Genomic DNA, 22,474 nt, shown 5'->3' with positions numbered 1-22,474 from the left:
ACAACAAAGATAAAGGTGCATACTAAAATGTACCTTTATCTTTTATTAGGGTGTCGTCAATATTATTTTCTAACATTTCAATTTCCGCCGAAACCAACCCAATTACGCCACTGAGTAGCCCGACCAATCCCATATCACTCATACTAAAATCACAAATTTCACGCCGCTCAGCATGACATAATCTATCAACGTTCAATTTACTGTTAGTCATATTATGATTTCTCTTTTCATCACACCAAGACATCGCCATTAAACAGTTAAAAAATGAAGACATCCTAATAATAAGAATAGATCATGAAGGAAATATGACATTAAAATGTAGAATAAAATATCATTGTGACGATACGTTATCAGAACTACAATATGTTATCAGAACTACAATACGTTATCAGAACGTTGCTTTATAAGCCGATACAACATCATGGGTAAGCCGCTTTAAAATACATTGGTTAGTGTGAGTCGCAGTACACATATAAGCTTCGCTACCATATAATAACTCAGGGCTTTTTAACCAATTTATTTCCCCCTCAATCGAAAGATACATTCCGCCATCACCCAAGCTATCCTCATCTCGAAAATACATATCAACTGAACCAAACTCCAGAGAATATTTACAACTGGTTAATGTGCCAATTTTCTGATCGAGGTTTTTATATGGGATATAAATAACATGCATAAAAGAATTAATATACCCATTATTTTCAGTACCAAGAGAAACTCCCAGCCATTTACCATCATTACTGGTGTAAACACCTTGCTGATGGTTAATTTCAGATTTACTGGGGCATGAAAATTTTTCATCCGCTAATATATATTGACTAAATAAAAACAAAGATAGCGCTACTAGTTTATTTGTCATCTTACTCTCTCATGTTTTAGGTATGCAATATTAGGTTGATTTCATTATCTCTATTCATATAGCTATCGCTACGATTAAAAGATTAACATTCATGAGAGAATTGAAAACATCAAATAATAATAAAATATCATTATTAATAAGTAGTATTCCAAAAAACAGAAAGGCTCATCAATTAATAATGAGCCTTTCTGTCTGATCATATTGTTATCGCAATTAGCGGCGCTCAAGGATCTCGAAGCAATAGCTGTGTGAATTAGCCTCGTCTGCATCATGGAACTCACTAAAGGTGCTTTCCCATTCATCAGGCTCATAGTCTGGGAAATGAGTATCACCACCAACTTCAGCATCAATGTGAGTGAGATACATGCGGTTAGCGCGGTCTAAAAATTGCTTATAGACACGCCCCCCCCCCATCACCATCACTTCTTCTACATTCCCCGCCAAGGCCAGCGCATCATCAATAGAGGTAGCCCATGTCACGCGGTCATCAGTGCCCGGTTGGCTACTGATAACAATATTCAACCGCCCAGGTAGAGGGCGGCCGATAGATTCGAATGTCTTGCGACCCATAATTACCGGTTTATTTAGCGTGTTACGTTTGAACCACGCTAAGTCAGCCGGTAAGTGCCATGGCATGGCGTTTTCCATACCAATAACGCGATCTGCTGCCAATGCAGCGATCAGGCTGATAATCATTATTAAACCCTGTAGGCTGCGAGAGCCAGTCCCGAAAAATTGCTCACACTATACGGAAAGCCTAATCCAGCGTCGATAGCGATAAGCAGGCTAATCACACATATAAGACTGCTCCTAGCCCGATGCAAAAGACAGGGAAGAAAAAAACCCTTATACACCAGGACGTTTGCGATATAACCATAATCCAGGCAAGGATAAACCAATCGACAACGCACCGACAATAAATGATGCCTTCAAGAAATTAGTCACCATCGTGGACATTAATGCCTCGGTGTAACCCAGATGAGAAATCTCTACGACTGATATCATCGCGGTGTAAGCAGAAATCCCAGGGAACATCGGAATGACGGCAGCAACAGTGAAAACTTTCGGGTGCGCCAACAACCAGCGCGACCAATTAATTCCGATGACGCCAATCATAATTGAAGCCAATAATGAAGCTAGCTCAATATTCATGCCAAAATGAATCATCAACATGCGCGAGCCGTGCCCAGCGGCCCCCAGCAATGCGCAGTAGCGTAATGCCCGCACCGGCACATTAAATACCATAGCAAAACCCAGCGCCGGAATAGCCGCCAACACCATATCTTGCAATAATGCCCAGAGTAAATTCATCACCATCCGCGTAATCCCCACGCCGCCATCGCGAATATCACCCCAATACAGGTTGATAACGTCAATAAACTGGCCATTGCCCAACGAGCAAGACCCGTATTCACGTGCCCTTTAAACATATCGGCGACTGCATTGATCAGTGGGAATCCGGGAACTAACAACAGCACACTCGCCGCCATTGCTACACTGGAAGCCTCGTGGAAAAACGGTAAACGCATTAATAGCCCAGAAACGGATGTTGCGACAAACGCGGTAATACAGAAGTTAATCAGCGGGTTCATATGGCGTGCCGTTAAGCTTTGGCGCACAAACATCGCCAGCCCACTGGCTAAGAAAGTGATGGAAAATGCATCCCAACCGCCGCCATTTAACTTGCTAAAACAGCCGCATGATAAGGCGACCATCACCACCACTAGCCAGCGCGGATACCGCAGCGGCTTAATATGCTCAAGGCGTTTTTCCACATCTTTTATATCTAACAAATGATGTTCCGCCATAATCACAATATGCTGCACCTCCGTCACGACATGCATATTGATGCCACGGTCAATATTTTTGCGGGTAGATGTCAGGCAATTGCCCTGGCTGATGGTGGTTAACACCACGGCATTAGCTGAAATGGAACTTTCGACACTGTCCATCCCCAAAGCGATACCAAGGCGCGCGGATAGCTGCTCAACCAGCATACTTTCTGCACCGTGTTGTAGCAGCAGCAATGCACACTTGATACACAAGCGTGTGATTTCCCGCTGTTTCTGATTTGGTACGTCACTGCTTATCACATTGTCCAGACTCATATTCGCGCATCACTATCCATCAAAAGAGTAAAAGATAAATGCAGGGAAACCCCGGTAGCGCTATTATCGTCAAAACGCGCCACTCTCACTGGGTATCCCTTATGCTTGAAACCTCTTTATTCGTCGCAACTATTGCTACATTGGGGATGCTCTCCCCCGGCCCTGATTTTTTTCTGGTGATTAAAAACGCCGCCCGCTATCGTCGCCCCGCAGCAATGATGACAGCACTCGGCGTCATTTTGGGCGTCGCTACACATATGTCTTATTGCGTAGCTGGCCTGGCCGTGGTTATCACCACCACACCGTGGCTGTTCAATTTCCTGAAATATGCCGGGGCCTGCTATTTAATCTGGATTGGTATCCAGGCACTGCTGTCGCGCGGAGAAAGTAAACTCAGCATCGGTAGCACCACACTCTCCCCCATTACACTGAAAGCCGCATTTTTGCAGGGATATCTTTGCAATTTATTGAATCCCAAAGCAACTCTCTTTTTCCTCGCCGTTTTCACCCAAATATTGCAGATTAACTCCGGCGTGGGTGAAAAACTGTGGTACGCCTCAATCATCTGGGTACTGGCCGTCATTTGGTGGCCTTTGCTGGTTATTCTGATTCAAAGTGCACCAGTACGCCGTGGTTTGGCGAAAGCGCAAAAAGTTGTCGATAAGCTACTCGGTGGGCTATTAATCGGTTTGGGTATCAAAGTCGCTTTAAGCTAGTTAAACCGGCAGTGAGCCGCCGGACTATAAGCTACTCCCCACAACCCGCACGAACATTGATCTTCACCAATGTTGTTTATGAACAATACTATCGTTTATGAATAATACTTCTGCGTATAAGAAACACTGTATCGGTGAGTAAAAAGCGCGATTTTATAAATAATAAGCATAAAAAAGGGCGATGTTTCCATCGCCCGCTTTCTTACAATCTAAATTAACCTTTCATATTCTTAATCTTGGCGTGCATCTCTTGTACTGAAATCACTTGCTCGGTTGGGTCAGAATTCAGCGCCATTGCTGTCGCGAAGCCGCCATTCAAGGTCGTGTCGTAATGCACTTTGTATTGCAATGCACTACGGCGGATCAGCTTAGAGTCTTCAATCGCCTGACGCCCGGCTGTGGTATTCACGATATAAGTGTATTCGCCATTCTTGATGCGATCCTGAATGTGCGGACGGCCTTCATGCACCTTGTTGACCAAGCGCGGATTTATCCCCGCCTCGCCCAGCACCACCGCTGTACCGTGAGTTGCATCCAATTCAAAGCCCTGTTTCAGCAGCTTCGCGGCTAAATCAACCACCCGATGCTTATCCCCCTCGCGTACAGATAACAGTGCGCGGCCACTCTTTTTCATACCAGACTGGCTGCCCAGCATCGCTTTAGAGAAAGCTTCAGCGAAGGTACGGCCAACCCCCATAACTTCACCGGTAGAGCGCATTTCTGGCCCTAAAATCGGGTCAACACCAGGGAATTTGTTGAATGGCAGCACCACTTCTTTGACCGAGTAGTAAGGCGGGATAATTTCTTCCAGAACCCCTTGCTGTGCCAATGTCTGCCCCACCATCACACGAGCGGCAATTTTTGCCAGTGGCATGCCAGTTGCTTTAGAGACGAATGGCACAGTACGCGCCGCACGAGGGTTAACTTCAATCAGATAAACTTCGTTATTCTTCACCGCAAACTGCACGTTCATCAAGCCACGAACACAAAGCTCAAAGGCCAGTTTTTCTACTTGCTGGCGCATAACATCCTGAATTTCCTTGCTCAGGGTGTAAGCTGGCAATGAACAAGCTGAGTCACCGGAGTGAACCCCTGCTTGCTCGATGTGTTCCATAATGCCGCCGATTAACACGCGCTCGCCGTCACAAATGGCATCAACATCCACTTCTACTGCATCATCAAGGAAGCGGTCGAGCAGCACCGGCGCATCATTTGACACACTGACAGCATTTTGGAAGTAGCGGCGTAGGTCGACTTCGTCATACACGATTTCCATCGCGCGGCCACCCAACACATAAGAGGGGCGAACCACCAGCGGGTAACCCAAACCCGCTGCTTTTTCAACAGCTTGCTCGATAGTCGCTACCGTGGCGTTTGCCGGCTGTTTCAAACCCAGACGATTAACCGCCTGTTGGAAACGCTCGCGGTCTTCGGCACGGTCAATAGCATCCGGGCTGGTGCCGATAATAGGTACACCGGCCGCTTCCAACTCACGCGCTAATTTCAGTGGTGTTTGACCACCGTATTGCACGATAACGCCCTGCGGTTTCTCGATACGGACGATCTCCAACACATCTTCCAGTGTCACTGACTCAAAATAGAGGCGGTCAGAAGTGTCGTAATCAGTGGAAACCGTTTCTGGGTTGCAGTTCACCATGATGGTTTCATAACCATCTGCACGCAGTGCCAGTGATGCATGTACACAGCAATAGTCGAATTCAATCCCCTGGCCGATACGGTTCGGGCCACCGCCCAGCACCATCACTTTCGGGCGGTCGCTGGTTGGGTTGGATTCGCACTCTTCTTCATAGGTCGAGTACATGTAAGCGGTGTCGGTGGAGAACTCAGCCGCACAGGTATCTACGCGCTTATAAACCGGGTGCAAACCCTGTTTGTAACGTAATTTGCGCACTTCGCTTTCAGCCGCGCCGACCAATTTCGCCAGACGGGCATCGGCGAAACCTTTGCGTTTCAACTGGCGCATATACTCAGCATTCAGGCCATTGATACCGCACTCCGCCACGTTTTCTTCTAAGCGCACCAGTTCTTCAATCTGCACCAGGAACCAGCGGTCGACGTTAGTCAGGTTAAAGACGCCATCAACAGACATACCGGCGCGGAATGCATCGGCGATATACCAAATTCGGTCAGAACCCGCTTCTTTCAATTCACGGCGGATCTTAGTCAGGGCCTCTGGATCATCAAGGCTGACTTTAGGATCAAAACCGGTCACGCCAACTTCCAGACCCCGCAATGCTTTTTGCAGTGATTCCTGTAATGTGCGGCCAATCGCCATCACTTCACCCACAGATTTCATCTGTGTGGTCAGGCGGTCATTAGCGCCAGCAAATTTTTCGAAGTTAAAGCGCGGGATTTTGGTGACAACATAGTCGATGGATGGCTCGAAGGAAGCCGGAGTACGGCCACCGGTGATGTCATTCATCAACTCATCCAGCGTATAGCCCACCGCCAGTTTGGCGGCAATCTTGGCGATCGGGAAGCCAGTGGCTTTAGAGGCCAGAGCGGAGGAGCGGGACACGCGCGGGTTCATTTCGATCACGATCAAACGGCCATTCTTCGGGTTCACCGAGAATTGCACATTAGAGCCGCCGGTCTCTACGCCAATTTCACGCAATACCGCCATCGAGGCGTTACGCATGATTTGATATTCTTTGTCAGTCAGGGTCTGCGCCGGTGCAACAGTGATGGAGTCGCCGGTATGAATGCCCATGGCATCGAAGTTTTCGATGGAGCAAACGATGATGCAGTTGTCATTTTTGTCGCGGACAACTTCCATCTCATATTCTTTCCAACCAATCAGTGACTCATCAATCAGCAACTCTTTAGTTGGCGATAAATCCAGACCGCGCTCGCAAATTTCTTCAAACTCTTCGCGGTTATACGCAATGCCACCACCGGTGCCGCCCATGGTAAAGGATGGGCGGATAATGCAAGGGAAGCCGACGTCAGCTGCAACAGCCAATGCTTCTTCCATATTGTGCGCGATACCTGAACGGGCGGTATCCAGACCAATTTTCTTCATCGCGATATCAAAGCGACGGCGGTCTTCCGCTTTATCGATAGCATCAGCGGTAGCACCAATCATGGTGACGCCAAATTCTGCCAGAACACCTTCGCGTTCTAATTCTAATGCGCAATTCAGTGCGGTTTGGCCGCCCATGGTCGGCAATACTGCGTCCGGGCGCTCTTTTTCAATGATTTTGCGTACTACTTCCCAGTGAATCGGCTCGATATAAGTGGCATCGGCCATCTCTGGGTCGGTCATGATAGTGGCGGGGTTAGAGTTCACCAGAATAACGCGGTAACCCTCTTCACGCAGTGCCTTACAAGCCTGAGCACCGGAATAGTCAAATTCACAGGCCTGACCGATAACAATGGGGCCAGCGCCCAAAATCAGGATGCTTTTTATATCTGTACGTTTTGGCATGGTTTGACGCTCCTGATTATTTATGGGTATGGCTAGCAGCCGTCGCACGGTAAGCTTCAATCAGCTCAATAAAGTGATCAAACAGCGGGGCGGCATCGTGCGGCCCAGGACTGGCTTCCGGGTGACCTTGGAAACTGAATGCTGCTTTATCAGTGCGGTGAATCCCTTGCAGGGAACCATCGAACAAAGAAACGTGTGTAGTGCGCAAGTTAGATGGCAATGTGCTTTCATCGACAGCAAAACCGTGGTTCTGCGCGGTGATCATCACACAATCAGCACCCAAATCTTTCACCGGATGGTTGCCACCATGATGACCAAATTTCATTTTGATGGTTTTTGCGCCGCTAGCCAATGCCAGCAGTTGATGACCTAAACAGATGCCAAACACCGGAATATCGGTTTCGAGGAAGCGTTTAATCGCCGCGATGGCATAATCGCATGGCTCTGGGTCACCAGGGCCGTTGGATAAGAAAATGCCATCTGGATTGAGCTTCAGAACCTCTTCAGCCGGGGTCTGGGCCGGAACCACCGTCAGGCGGCAACCGCGATCAACCAACATGCGCAGAATATTGCGTTTTACACCGTAGTCATAAGCCACAACATGGAATGGCAGGTCTTCCGCTGGCTTCGCCGCAGGTAAGTCACCTTCCAGAGTCCAGCTACCTTGCAGCCAGTGATAAGCTTCTTTAGTGGTAACTTCCTTGGCCAGATCCATCCCTTTCAAACCGGGGAATGCTTTGGCTTTTTCCAGCGCCAGCGCAGCATCAGATAAGTCACCCACAATAATACAGCCGTTTTGAGCGCCCTTCTCGCGCAGCAACCGTGTCAGCTTACGCGTATCGATATCTGCAATCGCAACAATGTTGTGACGCTTGAGATACTCAGCTAAGCCTTCTTCATTACGGTAGTTGCTGGCAATCAATGGCAGGTCGCGAATAACAAGACCTTGGGCGTGTACTGCGGAGGATTCTTCATCGGAGGCATTAGTGCCGACATTGCCGATATGAGGATAAGTAAGAGTGACGATCTGGCGGGAGTAGGAAGGATCAGTAAGGATTTCTTGATAACCGGTCATCGACGTATTGAAGACCACTTCCCCCACTGCCGTACCTTCTGCCCCGATGGCCCGACCGTGAAATTGGGTTCCGTCTTCGAGAACCAATAGCGCTGACTTAATCAAAACATCCTCCAGGGAATAAACAGTCACATTATTTGCATATTAATTCATATCTAGCGATCTAAATCAATGCAAAAACCGCCCTCAGAGCCAATTTTTGGCAAATTGGGCGCATTTTAATGATGAGTGACGCTTTTGTCTAGCCAAAGTGCCTTTTTTTCTCTGTTTTTTACCGTTTTCATTGAAATGAGTGGATTGTAGTGGCAAAAACACATGCTAACTTAACATAGTAAACGGTTGCGAGGGTAAGTGACTGGAAAAAATCGTTCTGGCGTAATGAAATCAAACATTATCACTTAATAGAGAGAGGAAAAGATAAAAAAAAGTGAGAAAACACAATAAAAAACAGGATAATGATAACAAAAGAAATCAAAGCCATTATTTACAACAAGTATAAAAAAGGACAATAAAATATTGCCCTGTTATCATATGATTATGATAAAAACAACCACATCACGGGTTGTGCTTTACACCTTTAAAGTTCGTTCAAATTCAGCACATCGCGCATATCAAACAAACCATTATCACGCTCAGAGACCCAAATGGCAGATTTAACCGCTCCATTGGCAAAAGTCATACGGCTAGTGGCTTTGTGAGTGATTTCTACTCGCTCGCCGATATCAGCAAACATCGCCGTATGCTCGCCCACAATGTCACCCGCGCGAACGGTGGCGAAGCCGATAGTGCCGGGTTTGCGCTCTCCAGTGTGGCCTTCACGGGTATAAACCGCGCAATCTTTCAGTGAGCGCCCTAAAGATTCAGCTATCGCCTCCCCCATGGCCAACGCGGTACCTGACGGCGCATCAACTTTATGGCGATGATGTGCTTCAATAATTTCGATATCAGTGTAATCGCCCATGACTTTGGCCGCTTTTTCAAGCAGCTTAAGCACCACATTGACCCCAACACTGAAGTTAGCGGCGAACACAATGCCAATATCAGATGCCGCGGCACTGATGGCGGCTTTGCCGGCATCATCAAAACCGGTTGTTCCAATCACCATGGCCTTGCTATGTGTATGACAAATCGCTAAATGTTCCAGAGTGCCCTCTGGCCGCGTAAAGTCGATCAAAACATCAAAATGATCGATTACTTTAGATAAATCATCACTTACTGTGATATCTAGCAATCCTACTCCGGCCAGTTCACCCGCATCACTTCCCACCAAGGTGGACCCCGTGCGCTCTACAGCAGCCCCCAATACAACACCTTTAGTCTGTGTAATGGCCTGGATAAGCTGCCGGCCCATACGGCCACCCGCGCCAACGACGGCGATACGAATTGTTGAATCAGTCATGAGTTCTCCCAATATTGTGTCATCTACCCTGACAAGGTTTCAGATTAGCCGCCCGCCATGCACTCTGCCAGCCTATTTAATCTGTATTAGAAAAAAATGATATACGGCCGCTTTTATCAGTGAAACCACTTAATTCCTTACATACCCGTCATACTTCAAGCTGCATGTGCGTTGGCTGCGTTCAATAACCCGAATCACTTACTACAGTAAGCTTATCGGGATTATCTCCCTTGCCGCCTTCCTGCAACTCGAATTATTTAGGGTAAAATGCTTGGTAACACTTCACTTTGCATAGTGCAGTTATTTCGCATATTCATGCAGTTATGCCGAAATGCATCCATAAAAAAGCAGCCACTAGGGCTGCTTGATATGAGTTATGAATGCATATCTGAGATCAATCGATCTGCTTAACCTCAACACGCAATTCTTTTGGCACTTCAAAAATGATATTTTCTTCACGGCCACGCAGTTCAACAGACGCATCCGCACCGAGATCTTTCAAGCGAGCAATGACTTGCTGTACCAGAATATCCGGTGCCGAAGCGCCAGCCGTCACACCAATACATGCCGCATCCTGTAACCAGGACTCTTGGATATCAGCTGCAGAATCAATCAGATATGCCGCTTTCCCCATGCGCTGCGCAAGCTCAGCCAAGCGGTTCGAGTTGGACGAGTTTTTCGACCCTACCACCAAAACCACATCGGCATCATTCGCCAAATTCCGTACCGCTTCTTGCCGGTTGGTTGTGGCATAGCAGATATCATCTTTACGCGGGCCGATAATCTTCGGGAAACGCTGGCGCAAGGCATCAATCACGGCGGAAGTATCATCAACTGACAAAGTGGTCTGGGTCATAAAGCAGAGGTTATTCTCGTCTTTAATGTTCAGTTTCCAAACATCATCAGGTGACTCGACCAAATACATCCCCCCTTTCGGGTTGTTATATTGGCCCATAGTCCCTTCCACTTCCGGATGGCCAGCATGGCCTATCAGGATAGCTTCTTTCCCTTTGCGACTGGCTCGAGCAACTTCCATATGAACTTTAGTGACCAATGGACAGGTTGCATCAAACAGCATCGTCAATTCGCGCGCGCGCGCCTCGGCACGAACAGCCTGTGACACACCATGGGCCGAGAAAATCAAAATGGAACCATCAGGTACCTCAGAGATATCCTCGATAAAAATAGCCCCGCGATCGCGCAGGCTATCAACCACATAGCGATTATGCACCACTTCATGGCGCACATAAATTGGCGCGCCGTACATTTCGATCGCGCGTTCAACAATACTGATAGCCCGATCAACTCCGGCACAAAAGCCGCGTGGATTAGCCAGCAATATCTGCATGCATAGCCTCCTGTTGGGGGTCAATCTCCAGCACTTCAATATCAAAGCTGACGACATGCCCGGCCAACGGGTGATTAAAATCAACAGTAATGGACTCTTCTGCTACTTCCCGCACTACGCCCGGCATTTCACTGCCATCACGGGAGGTAAACAGCATAATAGTGCCCGCATCCGGTACGCCAGTTTGCGCAAAGTCACGCTGTGTAAAGTACTGAATCAAATCAGGGCTTTCCAAGCCAAATGCATCTTCAGGTTGTAAAGTAAAAGTGTGTTTATCACCCACTGTCAAACCAATTAACTGTTGCTCCAGCGCGTCGCTTAGGCTGTTATCGCCTAAGCGGAATAGCGCGGGCTTCCCGTGAATATGGGTAGATTCGGCCGTTGAGCCATCTTCCAATTTCAGAGTGAAATGCACTAATACGGCACTACTGTTTTGTACAAAATGGTCTTGTACTTGATGACTTTCTACCTGTTCAGACATATCACTCCCCTTTATTCATCGCGGTTTTTTCAGCCGGGCTTAAGAAGCCTTCAAAGATAACCAGCGCAGCACCGATACAGATGGCGGTATCGGCGAAGTTAAATGTTGGGAAATGCCAGTTATTGACGTGAAAATCGATAAAATCGATTACCGCGCCATGTACCATACGATCAAATAAGTTACCTAATGCCCCACCAATAATTAGGGCATAAGCGCAATTAAGCAGACGTTGTTTGGCCGTAGACCGATACATCATCACCATCAATAGGACTGAAATACCGATAGCTATCCCTGCAAAGAACCAACGCTGCCAGCCGCTTTTATCCGCAAGGAAGCTAAATGCCGCGCCAAAATTCTGCGCGTAGGTCAGGTTGAAAAAAGGAATCAGTGGCACGGACTCATACAGTGCAAAGTGGGTCATAACCCACTGTTTGCTGCCGAGATCCACAATCACCACCAGTACAGCCAGCCATAACCAGCGCAATCCGGTCGAACAAATAGGTTTACTCATCAGGCGTACTTACGCTCTTCGCCGTCTCCGGCAACGTTAGTGACACAGCGGCCGCACAATTCAGCATGTTCCGCCACCAAACCGACATCCTGAGTGTAATGCCAGCAACGCGGGCACTTCTCACCGTCAGCTTTATTAAAGGTAATTTTCAGCCCAGAGATCAGCTCGCTTTGCTGCGCATCATCACCGGCATCAGCATAATCTGCGACTTTCGCAGCCGATGTCAGCAACACAAAACGCAGCTCATCTTGCAAGCTGTTCAAACGCGCTGCCAATTCAGGTGTGGCAAACAAAGTCACGGCAGCTTCCAGCGAACCACCGATACGTTTATCGCTACGGGCTTGCTCCAGCACCTTATTCACTTCGCCGCGAACTTTTAACAGCTCGGCCCAGAAAGTATCGTTCATACTCTCATCGCCCGCCAACCCGAACAGCCCCTCATACCACTCTTCAGTAAAGACATACTGCGGGCGCTCACCTGGCAGTTGGTTCCAGATTTCATCTGCGGTGAATGACATAATTGGTGCCATCCAGCGAACCAATGCTTCTGCAATATGGAACAGCGCGGTCTGGCAACTACGACGGGCAACACTGTCGCCTTTGGCGGTGTATTGACGGTCTTTAATGATATCGAGGTAGAAAGAACCCATCTCGACCGAACAGAACTGCATCAAACGCTGCACAACTAAGTGGAAATCGTAATTTTCGTACGCTTCCATGATCTCGGCTTGTGCTGCTTGCGCGCGGCCCACGGCCCAGCGGTCTACCACCACCATCTCTTCTGAGGCCACCTGATGCAATGCTGGATCGAAGCCATTAAGGTTAGCCAGCAAGAAACGCGCGGTGTTACGGATACGGCGATAAGAGTCCGCAGAGCGCTTCAGGATTTCATCAGAAACCGCGATTTCGCCAGTGTAATCGGTAGAAGCCACCCACAAACGCAGGATGTCGCCACCCAATTTGTTCATGACATCTTGCGGGCTGATGGTATTACCGATGGACTTGGACATTTTACGCCCCTGACCATCAACGGTGAATCCATGAGTCAATACCTGACGATAAGGCGCTTTGCCTTTCATCGCGGTCGCAATCATCAATGAAGACATAAACCAGCCGCGGTGCTGGTCAGAACCTTCCAGATACATATCCGGGCTATGACCACCAAACTCTGGGCGGACGTCAACCACAGAAGAATGGGTTGAGCCGGAGTCAAACCATACATCCAATGTATCTGGTACTTTGACATAATCAGCAGCATCGGCACCTAAGATCTCAGCCGGGTCTAGATCCCACCATGCTTGAATGCCATCTTGTTCAACACGTTTGGCTACTTCTTCCATCAGCTCAGTGCTGCGCGGGTGAAGCGCTTCGGTCTCTTTATGAACAAACAGAGACATCGGCACACCCCAGGTACGCTGGCGCGAAATACACCAATCTGGGCGGTTTGCGACCATGGTTTCAATACGCGCCTGGCCCCACTCGGGGATCCACTGCACGCCTTTTATCTCTTCCAGCGACTGCTTGCGCAGACCTTTTTGATCCATACTGATGAACCACTGCGGTGTAGCACGGAAGATAATTGGCGTTTTGTGACGCCAGCAGCATGGGTAGCTGTGAACCAGTTTTTCAACTTTCAGCAATGCGCCTTTTTCGCGCAGCAGCTCAACAATCACATCGTTGGCTTTAAACACGAACATGCCGTCCAGCGTCGGGTAAGTCCCCGCCAAATAGCAGCCGTTCGGGCCGACCGGATTAGCCACTTCCAAACCGTATTTCTGACCAATAACAAAGTCATCCGGGCCGTGGCCAGGGGCGGTATGAACTGCGCCGGTACCGGCATCCAGTGTTACGTGATCGCCCAAGATTGCTGGGACATCAAAGCCCATAAACGGATGATTGAAGCGCAGCAGTTCCAGATCAGAACCTTTGCAACTGCCTAATACCGTCCATTCCGCAATGCCAGCGCGCTTCATAACGCTTTCAACCAGATCTTCCGCCAGAATCAGGCATTCGCCTTGGATCTGTACAAGCTGATAAATGTATTCAGCATTCAGTGAAATGGCGCGGTTCGCTGGCAAAGTCCACGGCGTGGTGGTCCAAATAACCAGTGAAATCGGGCCGTTAGCATTTGCTGCACCGAATTTAGCGCACACTGCAGCCACATCGACCGCGTTAAAACGCACATCAATGGAGGGGGAGGTTTTATCGTAATATTCAACTTCGGCTTCAGCCAGTGACGAGCCGCAGTCTGTACACCAATGCACTGGCTTCGCGCCTTTGTGCAAGTGGCCGTTATCAATGATTTTGCTTAATGCGCGAATGATATTGGCTTCAGTTTTGAAATCCATCGTCAGATAAGGATGGTCCCAATCGCCCAACACACCCAAGCGGATAAAGTCTTTTTTCTGGCCTTCGACCTGCTCAGCTGCGTATTTACGGCACGCAGTACGGAATTCCGCGGCGCTGACTTTTTCGCCTGGCTTACCAATTAATTGTTCAACTTTTAACTCGATCGGCAAACCATGGCAGTCCCAACCTGGAATATAAGGTGAGTCGTAGCCAGCCATTCCTTTCGATTTAACAATAATATCTTTGAGAATTTTGTTAACAGAGTGACCAATGTGAATGTTGCCGTTCGCATAAGGAGGGCCGTCGTGCAAAATAAAGGTCTTTTTACCCTTCTTGGCCGTACGAATAATCCCGTACAGATCCTGCTCATACCAACGTTTCAGCATGTCAGGTTCACGCTTAGCCAGATCGCCGCGCATCGGGAACCCTGTTTCAGGCAAATTCAGGGTATTCTTGTAGTCACTCATTAGATTCTCGGTTCCGTTTCGGCTAGAAATATTAAACCGGTGTCTTTAGCCCGAAAAATGTTCGGGCCGTCACCACATCATGGGCGATTTGCTGCTTCAAAGCATCGAGCGAAGCAAAACGCTGTTCGTTGCGCAGTTTCGCGCGGAGCACCACATCAATATGACGCCCATAAAGATCCATAGTTATATCAAGCAGATGAACCTCTAGCTGCTGGCGGACACCAGCAACGGTAGGCCGAGTGCCAATATTGGCAACACCGGGCAATGGCTTTGGACCTAAGCCATACACATCAACCGCATACACTCCTTTTACGGGAGCAACTAAACGTTTTAACGGCAAATTCGCCGTGGGGAAACCTATCGTCCGTCCCAGTTCGTCCCCGTGAACCACTCGGCCGGAAATACTGTATGGGTGACCCAGCAATGTCTCAGCCAACACCAAATTGTCGTCATGAAGTGCCTGACGAATCGCGGTGCTGCTAATGCGCAGACCACCATCACAAAAGCTGTCAGTGCTGATGACATCAAACCCAAACTCAGCACCCGCTTGTTGCAATAGCTGAAAATCCCCCTGACGCTCTGCGCCAAAGCGGAAATCATCGCCAACAGTTAAAAACTTAACACCCAACTTCTCTACCAGCAACTTAGCAACAAAAGCTTGCGCAGTAATAGCAGCAAAACGCGGATCAAATTTAACGCACAATAAATAGTCAACACCGGCATCGCTCAGATATCTGGCTTTATCGCGTAAACGCGTCAGTCGAGCCGGTGCTTTATCCGCTGCAAACAATTCCAGTGGTTGCGGTTCAAATATCATCACCATAACGGGCAGCCCCAAGCGCTGACCTTCGCGCTTTAACTGCTCCAATAAGGCCTGATGTCCGCGATGGACACCATCAAAGTTACCGATAGTTAGCACGCAACCATGGTGGCGTGCCCGGATATTATGTATACCGCGAATTAGCTCCATAGCTGGCTCAAAACAGTGGAAATCGCCGGATTATACCTTGTACCGCGGTTAAGGTTAACCCGCGATTGGTACCTTTAACCGAAAGTCATGCCATTTTGCTAAAAATACGCAGGTAAAATCCCTTTTACTCACTTTATCCTGTAGAATACGCACGCCGTTGAATACAGAAGCAGGCTGAGATTTTTACAAGAACCACCGTCGAATCCCTTCGAGGCAGTGAACTGTGGAATTTTCTTTCGAAAGACTGTATTCCGCAGCGCGAAGCTGGTAAAATCCCGCTCCATCACAACGTAGCAAGTGCCGCCCGTACAAACGGCGCTTATTTGCACAAATCCATTGACAAACGAAGGCTAAAAGGGCATATTCCTCGGCCTTTGAATTGTCCTCAATAGAATATATTTGGGAGTTGGACCTTGGCTAATATCAAATCAGCTAAGAAACGCGCCGTACAGTCTGAGAAACGCCGCAAGCATAACGCTAGCCGTCGCTCAATGGTGCGTACCTTCATTAAGAAGGTGTATGCGGCAATCGCAGCTGGCGATAAAGACGCAGCGCAAAAAGCATTTAATGAGATGCAACCAATCGTGGATCGTCAGTCCTGTAAAGGTCTGATCCACAAAAACAAAGCAGCGCGCCATAAGTCAAACTTAGTAGCGCAAATCAACGCAATGCAGTAATTGCATTATGTTGGCTGCTTCGTAAAAAGACCGGCCTAGGCCGGTTTTTTTATATCTAAAATTTGGCTAACTCATCAAATCGTAAAGCTAATGCTAGCTACGAATAGCTGATAGCGATGCCACTTACGATTCGAATCAATCGGTTTAACCGCTAAAAAGTGCGGAAAAATCCTTGTTACATACCCGCTGCACCGCAGGATGTTGAATCATGCGCTCGGCAAAAATAACGTAATACTCTTCCTGCACATTATCTAAACGGCCAATTTCTACAATTTCGTCATCTTTGGCATAGGTATCTGCGGCATACAGAGTTGGCGCAACGAAAATAGCATTGTTATAGATAGCAAAGGCTTTCATCAACGCCGCGTCATCAAATTCTCCCAGGATTTCCACTTGTAGGCCTTTGCTGTTAATCCAGTTTAATAATTTACGCCCCAACATTGAACGGCGACCGGGCACCAACAACCGTTTTTGCTGCAAACAAGCCGGGAAAGGCAAATCTGGAATGGGCTGGCGACAATAAAAACTCACACTACATTCGCCAAGCTTCACCGAAAATAGCCCCTCTTGCTGACTGGAATCCACCGGGCAATCAGACAGTATCATGTCCAACTTATGCTGACTTAATTGCTCCAGCAGCATTTCGTGGGTCGATTCAAAACAGCGTAAATGAATTTTTTCATGATCCACCACGGCAGTTTCCAGCACCTGGCTAACCAAGCGCTTGGATAAAGCATCAGCAACGCCAACATCAAATAACAAGTTAGATTCTTTACGATAGTTAACGATATCAAGCATTTCATGGCTGAGCATGAACATCTTATCAGCATAGCGAAAGACCAATTGCCCCAATTCTGATGGCACCAGCCCACGCCCCTGGCGCTTAAACAATTTACCGCCTAGACGCTCTTCCAATGCTTTAATTTGCCCGGTAATCGTTTGTGGCGTCAAAAACAGAGCCTCAGCCGCGCCCACGACAGAGCCTTCCTTGCAGACCTGCCAAAAATAATAAAGATGATTGAAATTGATGTGCGACATTCGCATGTTGTTATCTCCTTAACATATCGGCGAGCTATAAACTCGTCATACTTCAAGCTGCATATGCGTTGGCTGCTCTTGCTCACCCGAATCACTTACCTGTGTAAGTTCATCAGAGGCTCACCCTACGGGCCAGCGCAAGCTTTGTTCAAAATGGTTTACAACCAATTTGTCAATCAATTTCTGCCTTCCTGCAACTCGAATTATTTAGAGTAGATACAGCCCTATGCACGACTAAACATTCCCTGTTCTGAAACTTAGTCTAGAAATCCATCAGGTAGAACGCCAGTACCTTGACGAGCGGTACTGGCCATTCAAATATTAATCAATAAGTTATTTCTTCTTTGCCGGCAAAGCCAGGCGCAACAAGCTATAACCCACAATAGCTGCGGTGGTGGAACCTAGTAATATGCCCAACTTAGAATAGGTAAGCAAAGCAAGATCGGCCCCATCGAATGCCAGCGAGGCAATAAATATCGACATAGTAAAGCCGATACCGCATAACACTGACACCGCAAAAATTTGCTTAAAGTTGATGGCATCGGGCAGTTTAGCAATCCCTAACTTAACCGCGAGCCAACTAAAGAGAAAAATCCCCAGTGGTTTACCAATAAACAGGCCGCTCGCAATCCCCAAAGGCAATAGCGATGTCAATCCAGCGATTGAAATGCCTTGCAACGAAACTCCCGCATTAGCAAAAGCAAATAACGGCAGAATCAAATAGGCAACCCACGGGTGCAAACCATGCTCCAATGATTCCGAAGGCGAGCGCTTATCTTTGGTGTGCAGCGGGATCATAAAGCCGACAATCACACCAGCTAAGGTCGCGTGTACTCCTGATTTAAGAATACAGACCCACAGAACCAATCCGACCAGCAGATAGGCGGATGTTTTCCCCACCCCACGCCAGTTCATATAGCCCAGCAAAGCAATAGCGGCGGCAGCAATCCCTAAAGCTTGCAGCGAAACCTCATGGGTATAGAACAATGCAATAATAATGATGACGCCCAGGTCATCAATAATGGCCAATGCCAGTAAAAAGACTTTTAGGCTGGTTGGAACCCGGTTCCCCAGTAATGCCATCACACCCAATGCAAAAGCAATATCGGTTGCTGCTGGAATTGCCCAACCCTGGCGAGTGACTTCATCAGCCCCATTAAACAGTAGATAAATCAAGGCCGGGGCGAGCATACCGCCCAAAGCAGCAATCGCCGGGAAAACGGCTTTATCGCGCCCCGCCAGTGAGCCTTCCATCAGCTCCCGTTTAACTTCCAAGCCGACAACCAAGAAGAATACGGCCATTAAGCCATCATTAATCCACAACAGCAGCGGTTTGCTGATATCCAGTGACGCAATTTTTATCGATACCGGGACATCTAAAAATGATTGATAAGCCCCTTGGAGTGCGCTGTTAGCCATAAATAAGGCGACGATGGCGGCAAAAATTAAAATCAGACCGCCCGCGGCCTCTTGGCGTAAAAATTGACGAATAATGTTTGTCACAATGAATAGCTCCTTACATCAGACAATGAGCTGCTGCTCGACAAATCAATTCATGAATTTTAGGATAATCCTTAACTCGAAAAAAGTCGTTTTTATGGCAAGAAATACTCGGTAAAACCGATCGATTAAACATATGCATCACATATTTTTACACCAAATAATGAAAAAAAATCCCCGATATTTATCGAGGATTTTTAATTTTCATTTTTATTAGCAGGTTAACTGCTTAGCCATGATTAGCGGGTCAAGTCATCAAAGAATTTCTTAACACCGTCTAAAAAGCTTTTAGAGCGAGGGCTGTTTTTCTCACCCGCAGCGCCAACAAAACTTTCTTCCAGTTCGCGCAGTAATTGTTTCTGTTTTTCACTTAGGTGGACTGGAGTCTCAACTACAACGCGGCAGAGCAAGTCACCTTGGCTACCACCACGAACAGATTTAACCCCTTTCCCGCGCATACGGAACAGTTTGCCGGTTTGCGTTTCCGCAGGCACTTTCAGTTTAACGCGGCCATCCAACGTCGGGACTTCAATCTCGCCACCTAAGGCCGCCATAGCGAAGTTAATCGGCACTTCACAATACAGATTATTGCCTTCACGTTCGAAGATTGGGTGCGCTTTAACCTGTACCTGAACATATAAATCGCCTGCTGGTGCGCCGTGTTCGCCGGCTTCACCTTCACCACTTAAACGAATGCGGTCACCGGTATCAACGCCCGCCGGAATTTTAACCGACAGTGTTTTTGATTTCTCAACACGACCATGCCCATGACATTTGTTGCACGGATCTTTAATAATTTGGCCGCTGCCATGACAAGTCGGACACGCCTGCTGTACGGTGAAGAAACCTTGGCGCATATGCACCTGACCTGCACCACGGCAAGTCGAGCAAGTCACCGGTGAGCTGCCCGGTTTAGCACCGCTACCATGGCAAACATCACATTCATTTAGCGTTGGGATGCGGATTTCTTTGGTTACACCGCGCACCGCTTCTTCCAGTGTCAGATCCATGTTATAGCGCAAATCTGAACCACGGGAAGCTCGCTGACGACGGCCACCGCCGAAGATATCACCGAAAACATCACCAAAAATATCGCTAAAATCAGCACCGCCACCACCAAAACCACCGCCGCCCATGCCACCTTGTTCAAAGGCTGCATGACCATACTGATCATATGCTGCGCGCTTTTGTGGGTCGGTCAAAATTTCATAGGCTTCTTTAACTTCTTTGAAATTTTCGCCGGTATCGTTCTCATCCTGATTACGGTCCGGATGATACTTTACTGCCAGGCGTTTATAGGCCTTTTTGATTTCACGTTCATCGGCGCCCTTTGCAACGCCTAAAACCTCGTAATAATCTCTCTTCGCCATTCTCTTTTTTTCCTACCCTTAACATGCGTGCACGGGCGTAGAGTTTCCTCGACGCCCGTGCTGGTTCCCAGCAACAGTAAGGCCTACTGTTGCAGTGCCCGCTTAAGGGCTATTATTTTTTGTCTTTTACTTCTTCGAATTCGGCGTCTACGACGTCGTCTTCTTTCTTCGCACTGGTATCACCAGCATCACCGCCTGCGGCTGCTTGCTGCTGCTGAGCCATTTCCAGCAATTTGCCAGAAACTTGCACCAGAGCCTGAGTTTTGGCTTCGATCTCAGCTTTATCTTCGCTTTTCAAAGCCGCTTCCAGCGCTTTCACTGCATCTTCGATGACAGTTTTGTCTTCTGCTGGCAGTTTGTCACCGGCTTCTTCCAACTGTTTACGAGTACCGTGAATCAGGTGGTCAGCTTGGTTACGAGTCTGTACCAGTTCTTCAAACTTACGGTCTGCTTCAGCGTTTGCTTCAGCATCGCGAACCATTTTCTGGATTTCTTCCTCGTTCAAACCAGAAGATGCCTTGATGGTAATCTTCTGCTCACGACCGGTATTTTTGTCTTTAGCAGACACATGCAAAATACCATCGGCGTCGATATCGAAGGTCACTTCGATTTGCGCCATGCCGCGAGGTGCCGCCTGGATACCATCCAGATTGAACTGACCCAGAGACTTGTTATCCTGAGCACGTTTACGCTCACCCTGAAGCACATGGATGGTTACCGCAGACTGATTGTCTTCCGCAGTAGAGAACACCTGGCTGTGCTTAGTTGGGATAGTGGTGTTTTTGGTGATAAGCGGAGTCATCACACCACCCATGGTTTCAATACCCAGTGACAGTGGAGTCACGTCCAACAACAGAACGTCTTTCACTTCACCAGACAGAACACCACCCTGCACTGCCGCACCAATAGCTACAGCTTCATCTGGGTTAACGTCTTTACGTGGTTCTTTACCGAAGAAATCAGCCACTTTTTTCTGAACCATTGGCATACGAGTCTGACCACCGACCAGGATAACGTCCTGGATATCGGAAACAGACAAGCCAGCATCCTGCAGAGCCACTTTCAGTGGTTCAATAGAACGGTTGACCAAATCTTCTACCAGTGACTCCAACTTAGCGCGGGTCACTTTGATGTTCATGTGTTTTGGACCGCTACCATCAGCCGTAATGTACGGCAGGTTAACGTCGGTCTGTTGAGCGGAAGACAGCTCAATTTTTGCTTTTTCAGCGGCTTCTTTCAGGCGCTGCATGGCCAGTGGATCGGTACGCAGATCCATACCCTGGTCTTTCTTGAATTCATCAACCAGATAGTTGATCAGGCGGCTATCGAAGTCTTCGCCCCCCAAGTGGGTATCACCGTTGGTTGCCAGAACTTCAAAGGTTTTTTCGCCGTCGACTTCATCGATTTCGATAATTGAGATATCGAAAGTACCACCACCGAGGTCATAAACCGCGATAGTACGGTTACCGACTTCTTTGTCCAAACCATAAGCCAATGCAGCCGCTGTTGGTTCGTTAATGATACGTTTTACTTCCAGACCTGCGATACGGCCAGCATCTTTAGTTGCCTGACGCTGAGCATCGTTAAAGTATGCAGGTACAGTGATAACCGCTTCAGTAACTGGTTCACCCAGAAAATCTTCAGCTGTTTTCTTCATTTTCTTCAGCACTTCAGCAGAAATCTGCGGCGGTGCAACTTTCTGGCCTTTTACTTCAACCCACGCATCACCATTGTCAGCTGCCACGATTTTGTACGGCATGATGTCTTTATCACGCTGTGCTTCTTCATCCTGGAAACGACGGCCAATCAAACGCTTGATCGCAAACAGTGTATTTTGCGGGTTAGTAATAGCCTGACGTTTAGCCGGTTGACCAACCAGAATCTCACCATCTTGGGTATAAGCAATAATAGAAGGCGTGGTGCGATCGCCTTCGCTGTTCTCCAGCACACGTGCTTTAGTACCATCCATAATTGCTACACAAGAGTTGGTAGTACCCAAGTCGATACCAATAATTTTACCCATCTAAAACGCCTCCACTAAAAAGTCATATTCGGTCAAGTTACTAATCTATATGTGGGCGAATTGTTGATTTTCAACTGCCCGTATTTTCATAATCAATGCTTTCATACCCAGCATTCTGCTGATGTATGTCTCCAT

The 22,474-nt window shown here is 47.9% G+C and carries 19 protein-coding genes; 2 read left to right on the top strand and 17 right to left on the bottom strand.

The window, feature by feature from the left end; all coding sequences use genetic code 11:
* Positions 1–22 precede the first annotated feature (22 nt).
* The 5 genes from OP863_RS03320 to OP863_RS03300 form a co-directional block, all read right to left on the bottom strand.
* A complete protein-coding gene (locus OP863_RS03320) occupies positions 23–211 on the bottom strand; it encodes a hypothetical protein (protein WP_038636386.1) in 189 nt (62 codons plus the stop codon).
* A 177-nt stretch (positions 212–388) separates the two neighbouring features.
* Positions 389–859: a DUF3757 domain-containing protein gene (locus tag OP863_RS03315; RefSeq protein ID WP_038636388.1), complete on the bottom strand. Its 471-nt coding sequence runs from the start codon at positions 857–859 to the stop codon at positions 389–391.
* Positions 860–1,072: 213 nt separating this feature from the next.
* On the bottom strand, positions 1,073–1,555 hold the full coding sequence (gene folA, locus OP863_RS03310) for a type 3 dihydrofolate reductase (protein WP_038636391.1): 483 nt from the start codon (positions 1,553–1,555) through the stop codon (positions 1,073–1,075).
* A 150-nt stretch (positions 1,556–1,705) separates the two neighbouring features.
* Positions 1,706–2,170 carry a threonine/serine exporter gene (locus OP863_RS03305; RefSeq protein ID WP_186378107.1) on the bottom strand — a complete coding sequence of 155 codons (465 nt, stop codon included), beginning with the start codon at positions 2,168–2,170 and terminating at the stop codon, positions 1,706–1,708.
* A complete protein-coding gene (locus OP863_RS03300; RefSeq protein WP_038636393.1) occupies positions 2,170–2,967 on the bottom strand; it encodes a threonine/serine ThrE exporter family protein in 798 nt (265 codons plus the stop codon). The genes OP863_RS03305 and OP863_RS03300 overlap by 1 nt, the downstream gene beginning before the upstream one ends.
* Positions 2,968–3,068: 101 nt before the next feature.
* On the opposite strand from OP863_RS03300, the gene OP863_RS03295 reads away from it, so the two are divergent.
* Positions 3,069–3,683, top strand: a complete 615-nt coding sequence (locus OP863_RS03295; protein WP_038636395.1) for a LysE family transporter — start codon at positions 3,069–3,071, stop codon at positions 3,681–3,683.
* Between the two features lie 214 nt (positions 3,684–3,897).
* On the opposite strand, the gene carB is transcribed toward OP863_RS03295, so the two are convergent.
* The 8 genes from carB to ribF all read right to left on the bottom strand — a co-directional run bounded on the left by carB (position 3,898) and on the right by ribF (position 15,731).
* A complete protein-coding gene (carB, locus tag OP863_RS03290; RefSeq protein ID WP_038636397.1) occupies positions 3,898–7,131 on the bottom strand; it encodes a carbamoyl-phosphate synthase large subunit in 3,234 nt (1,077 codons plus the stop codon).
* A gap of 16 nt (positions 7,132–7,147) precedes the next feature.
* Positions 7,148–8,311, bottom strand: a complete 1,164-nt coding sequence (gene carA, locus OP863_RS03285; protein WP_038636400.1) for a glutamine-hydrolyzing carbamoyl-phosphate synthase small subunit — start codon at positions 8,309–8,311, stop codon at positions 7,148–7,150.
* 472 nt (positions 8,312–8,783) lie between these two features.
* Positions 8,784–9,605, bottom strand: a complete 822-nt coding sequence (gene dapB / locus OP863_RS03280; protein WP_145591827.1) for a 4-hydroxy-tetrahydrodipicolinate reductase — start codon at positions 9,603–9,605, stop codon at positions 8,784–8,786.
* 394 nt (positions 9,606–9,999) lie between these two features.
* Positions 10,000–10,953 (bottom strand): 4-hydroxy-3-methylbut-2-enyl diphosphate reductase, encoded by a 954-nt coding sequence (gene ispH / locus OP863_RS03275; RefSeq protein WP_265525891.1) that lies wholly within the window; start codon positions 10,951–10,953, stop codon positions 10,000–10,002.
* Entirely contained in the window at positions 10,934–11,434 is a 501-nt protein-coding gene (fkpB, locus tag OP863_RS03270) for an FKBP-type peptidyl-prolyl cis-trans isomerase (RefSeq protein WP_038636410.1), read from the bottom strand. Before fkpB ends, ispH begins: the two co-directional genes overlap by 20 nt.
* Before the next feature lies 1 nt (position 11,435).
* Positions 11,436–11,945, bottom strand: coding sequence for a signal peptidase II (gene lspA, locus OP863_RS03265; RefSeq protein ID WP_032820783.1), 510 nt, complete (start codon positions 11,943–11,945; stop codon positions 11,436–11,438).
* Positions 11,945–14,761, bottom strand: coding sequence for an isoleucine--tRNA ligase (ileS, locus tag OP863_RS03260; protein WP_145587323.1), 2,817 nt, complete (start codon positions 14,759–14,761; stop codon positions 11,945–11,947). The genes lspA and ileS overlap by 1 nt, the downstream gene beginning before the upstream one ends.
* 31 nt (positions 14,762–14,792) lie before the next feature.
* Positions 14,793–15,731: a bifunctional riboflavin kinase/FAD synthetase gene (gene ribF / locus OP863_RS03255; RefSeq protein WP_038636415.1), complete on the bottom strand. Its 939-nt coding sequence runs from the start codon at positions 15,729–15,731 to the stop codon at positions 14,793–14,795.
* A gap of 413 nt (positions 15,732–16,144) precedes the next feature.
* On the opposite strand from ribF, the gene rpsT reads away from it, so the two are divergent.
* The gene (gene rpsT / locus OP863_RS03250; RefSeq protein ID WP_002220715.1) at positions 16,145–16,408 is read left to right on the top strand and encodes a 30S ribosomal protein S20; all 264 of its coding nucleotides are present in this window, start codon (positions 16,145–16,147) and stop codon (positions 16,406–16,408) included.
* Positions 16,409–16,552: 144 nt separating this feature from the next.
* Here the strand turns inward: rpsT and nhaR are convergent, their stop codons facing one another.
* The 4 genes from nhaR to dnaK form a co-directional block, all read right to left on the bottom strand.
* Positions 16,553–17,452 carry a transcriptional activator NhaR gene (gene nhaR, locus OP863_RS03245; protein ID WP_038636420.1) on the bottom strand — a complete coding sequence of 300 codons (900 nt, stop codon included), beginning with the start codon at positions 17,450–17,452 and terminating at the stop codon, positions 16,553–16,555.
* Between the two features lie 327 nt (positions 17,453–17,779).
* A complete protein-coding gene (gene nhaA / locus OP863_RS03240; RefSeq protein ID WP_265525890.1) occupies positions 17,780–18,949 on the bottom strand; it encodes a Na+/H+ antiporter NhaA in 1,170 nt (389 codons plus the stop codon).
* Positions 18,950–19,185: 236 nt separating this feature from the next.
* Positions 19,186–20,316 (bottom strand): molecular chaperone DnaJ, encoded by a 1,131-nt coding sequence (gene dnaJ, locus OP863_RS03235; RefSeq protein WP_038636426.1) that lies wholly within the window; start codon positions 20,314–20,316, stop codon positions 19,186–19,188.
* Between the two features lie 112 nt (positions 20,317–20,428).
* Positions 20,429–22,339: a molecular chaperone DnaK gene (dnaK, locus tag OP863_RS03230; protein ID WP_050291585.1), complete on the bottom strand. Its 1,911-nt coding sequence runs from the start codon at positions 22,337–22,339 to the stop codon at positions 20,429–20,431.
* Positions 22,340–22,474: the final 135 nt, after the last annotated feature.

This window comes from Yersinia sp. SCPM-O-B-9106 (C-191), assembly GCF_026183365.1.
Taxonomy (GTDB): domain Bacteria; phylum Pseudomonadota; class Gammaproteobacteria; order Enterobacterales; family Enterobacteriaceae; genus Yersinia; species Yersinia rochesterensis.
Note: the sequence above shows the minus strand (reverse complement) of the source record. Positions and strands in the feature narration are given on the sequence as shown.

Bases quoted from the DNA above. Each gene is read 5' to 3' on its own strand.
- carB (WP_038636397.1), bottom strand. From the start codon at position 7,131: ATGCCAAAACGTACAGATATAAAAAGCATCCTGATTTTGGGCGCTGGC.
- ispH (WP_265525891.1), bottom strand. From the start codon at position 10,953: ATGCAGATATTGCTGGCTAATCCACGCGGCTTTTGTGCCGGAGTTGAT.
- dapB (WP_145591827.1), bottom strand. From the start codon at position 9,605: ATGACTGATTCAACAATTCGTATCGCCGTCGTTGGCGCGGGTGGCCGT.
- lspA (WP_032820783.1), bottom strand. From the start codon at position 11,945: ATGAGTAAACCTATTTGTTCGACCGGATTGCGCTGGTTATGGCTGGCT.
- OP863_RS03320 (WP_038636386.1), bottom strand. From the start codon at position 211: ATGACTAACAGTAAATTGAACGTTGATAGATTATGTCATGCTGAGCGG.
- ileS (WP_145587323.1), bottom strand. From the start codon at position 14,761: ATGAGTGACTACAAGAATACCCTGAATTTGCCTGAAACAGGGTTCCCG.
- dnaK (WP_050291585.1), bottom strand. From the start codon at position 22,339: ATGGGTAAAATTATTGGTATCGACTTGGGTACTACCAACTCTTGTGTA.
- folA (WP_038636391.1), bottom strand. From the start codon at position 1,555: ATGATTATCAGCCTGATCGCTGCATTGGCAGCAGATCGCGTTATTGGT.
- fkpB (WP_038636410.1), bottom strand. From the start codon at position 11,434: ATGTCTGAACAGGTAGAAAGTCATCAAGTACAAGACCATTTTGTACAA.
- OP863_RS03300 (WP_038636393.1), bottom strand. From the start codon at position 2,967: ATGAGTCTGGACAATGTGATAAGCAGTGACGTACCAAATCAGAAACAG.
- ribF (WP_038636415.1), bottom strand. From the start codon at position 15,731: ATGGAGCTAATTCGCGGTATACATAATATCCGGGCACGCCACCATGGT.
- OP863_RS03315 (WP_038636388.1), bottom strand. From the start codon at position 859: ATGACAAATAAACTAGTAGCGCTATCTTTGTTTTTATTTAGTCAATAT.
- dnaJ (WP_038636426.1), bottom strand. From the start codon at position 20,316: ATGGCGAAGAGAGATTATTACGAGGTTTTAGGCGTTGCAAAGGGCGCC.
- nhaR (WP_038636420.1), bottom strand. From the start codon at position 17,452: ATGCGAATGTCGCACATCAATTTCAATCATCTTTATTATTTTTGGCAG.
- OP863_RS03295 (WP_038636395.1), top strand. From the start codon at position 3,069: ATGCTTGAAACCTCTTTATTCGTCGCAACTATTGCTACATTGGGGATG.
- OP863_RS03305 (WP_186378107.1), bottom strand. From the start codon at position 2,170: ATGAATTTACTCTGGGCATTATTGCAAGATATGGTGTTGGCGGCTATT.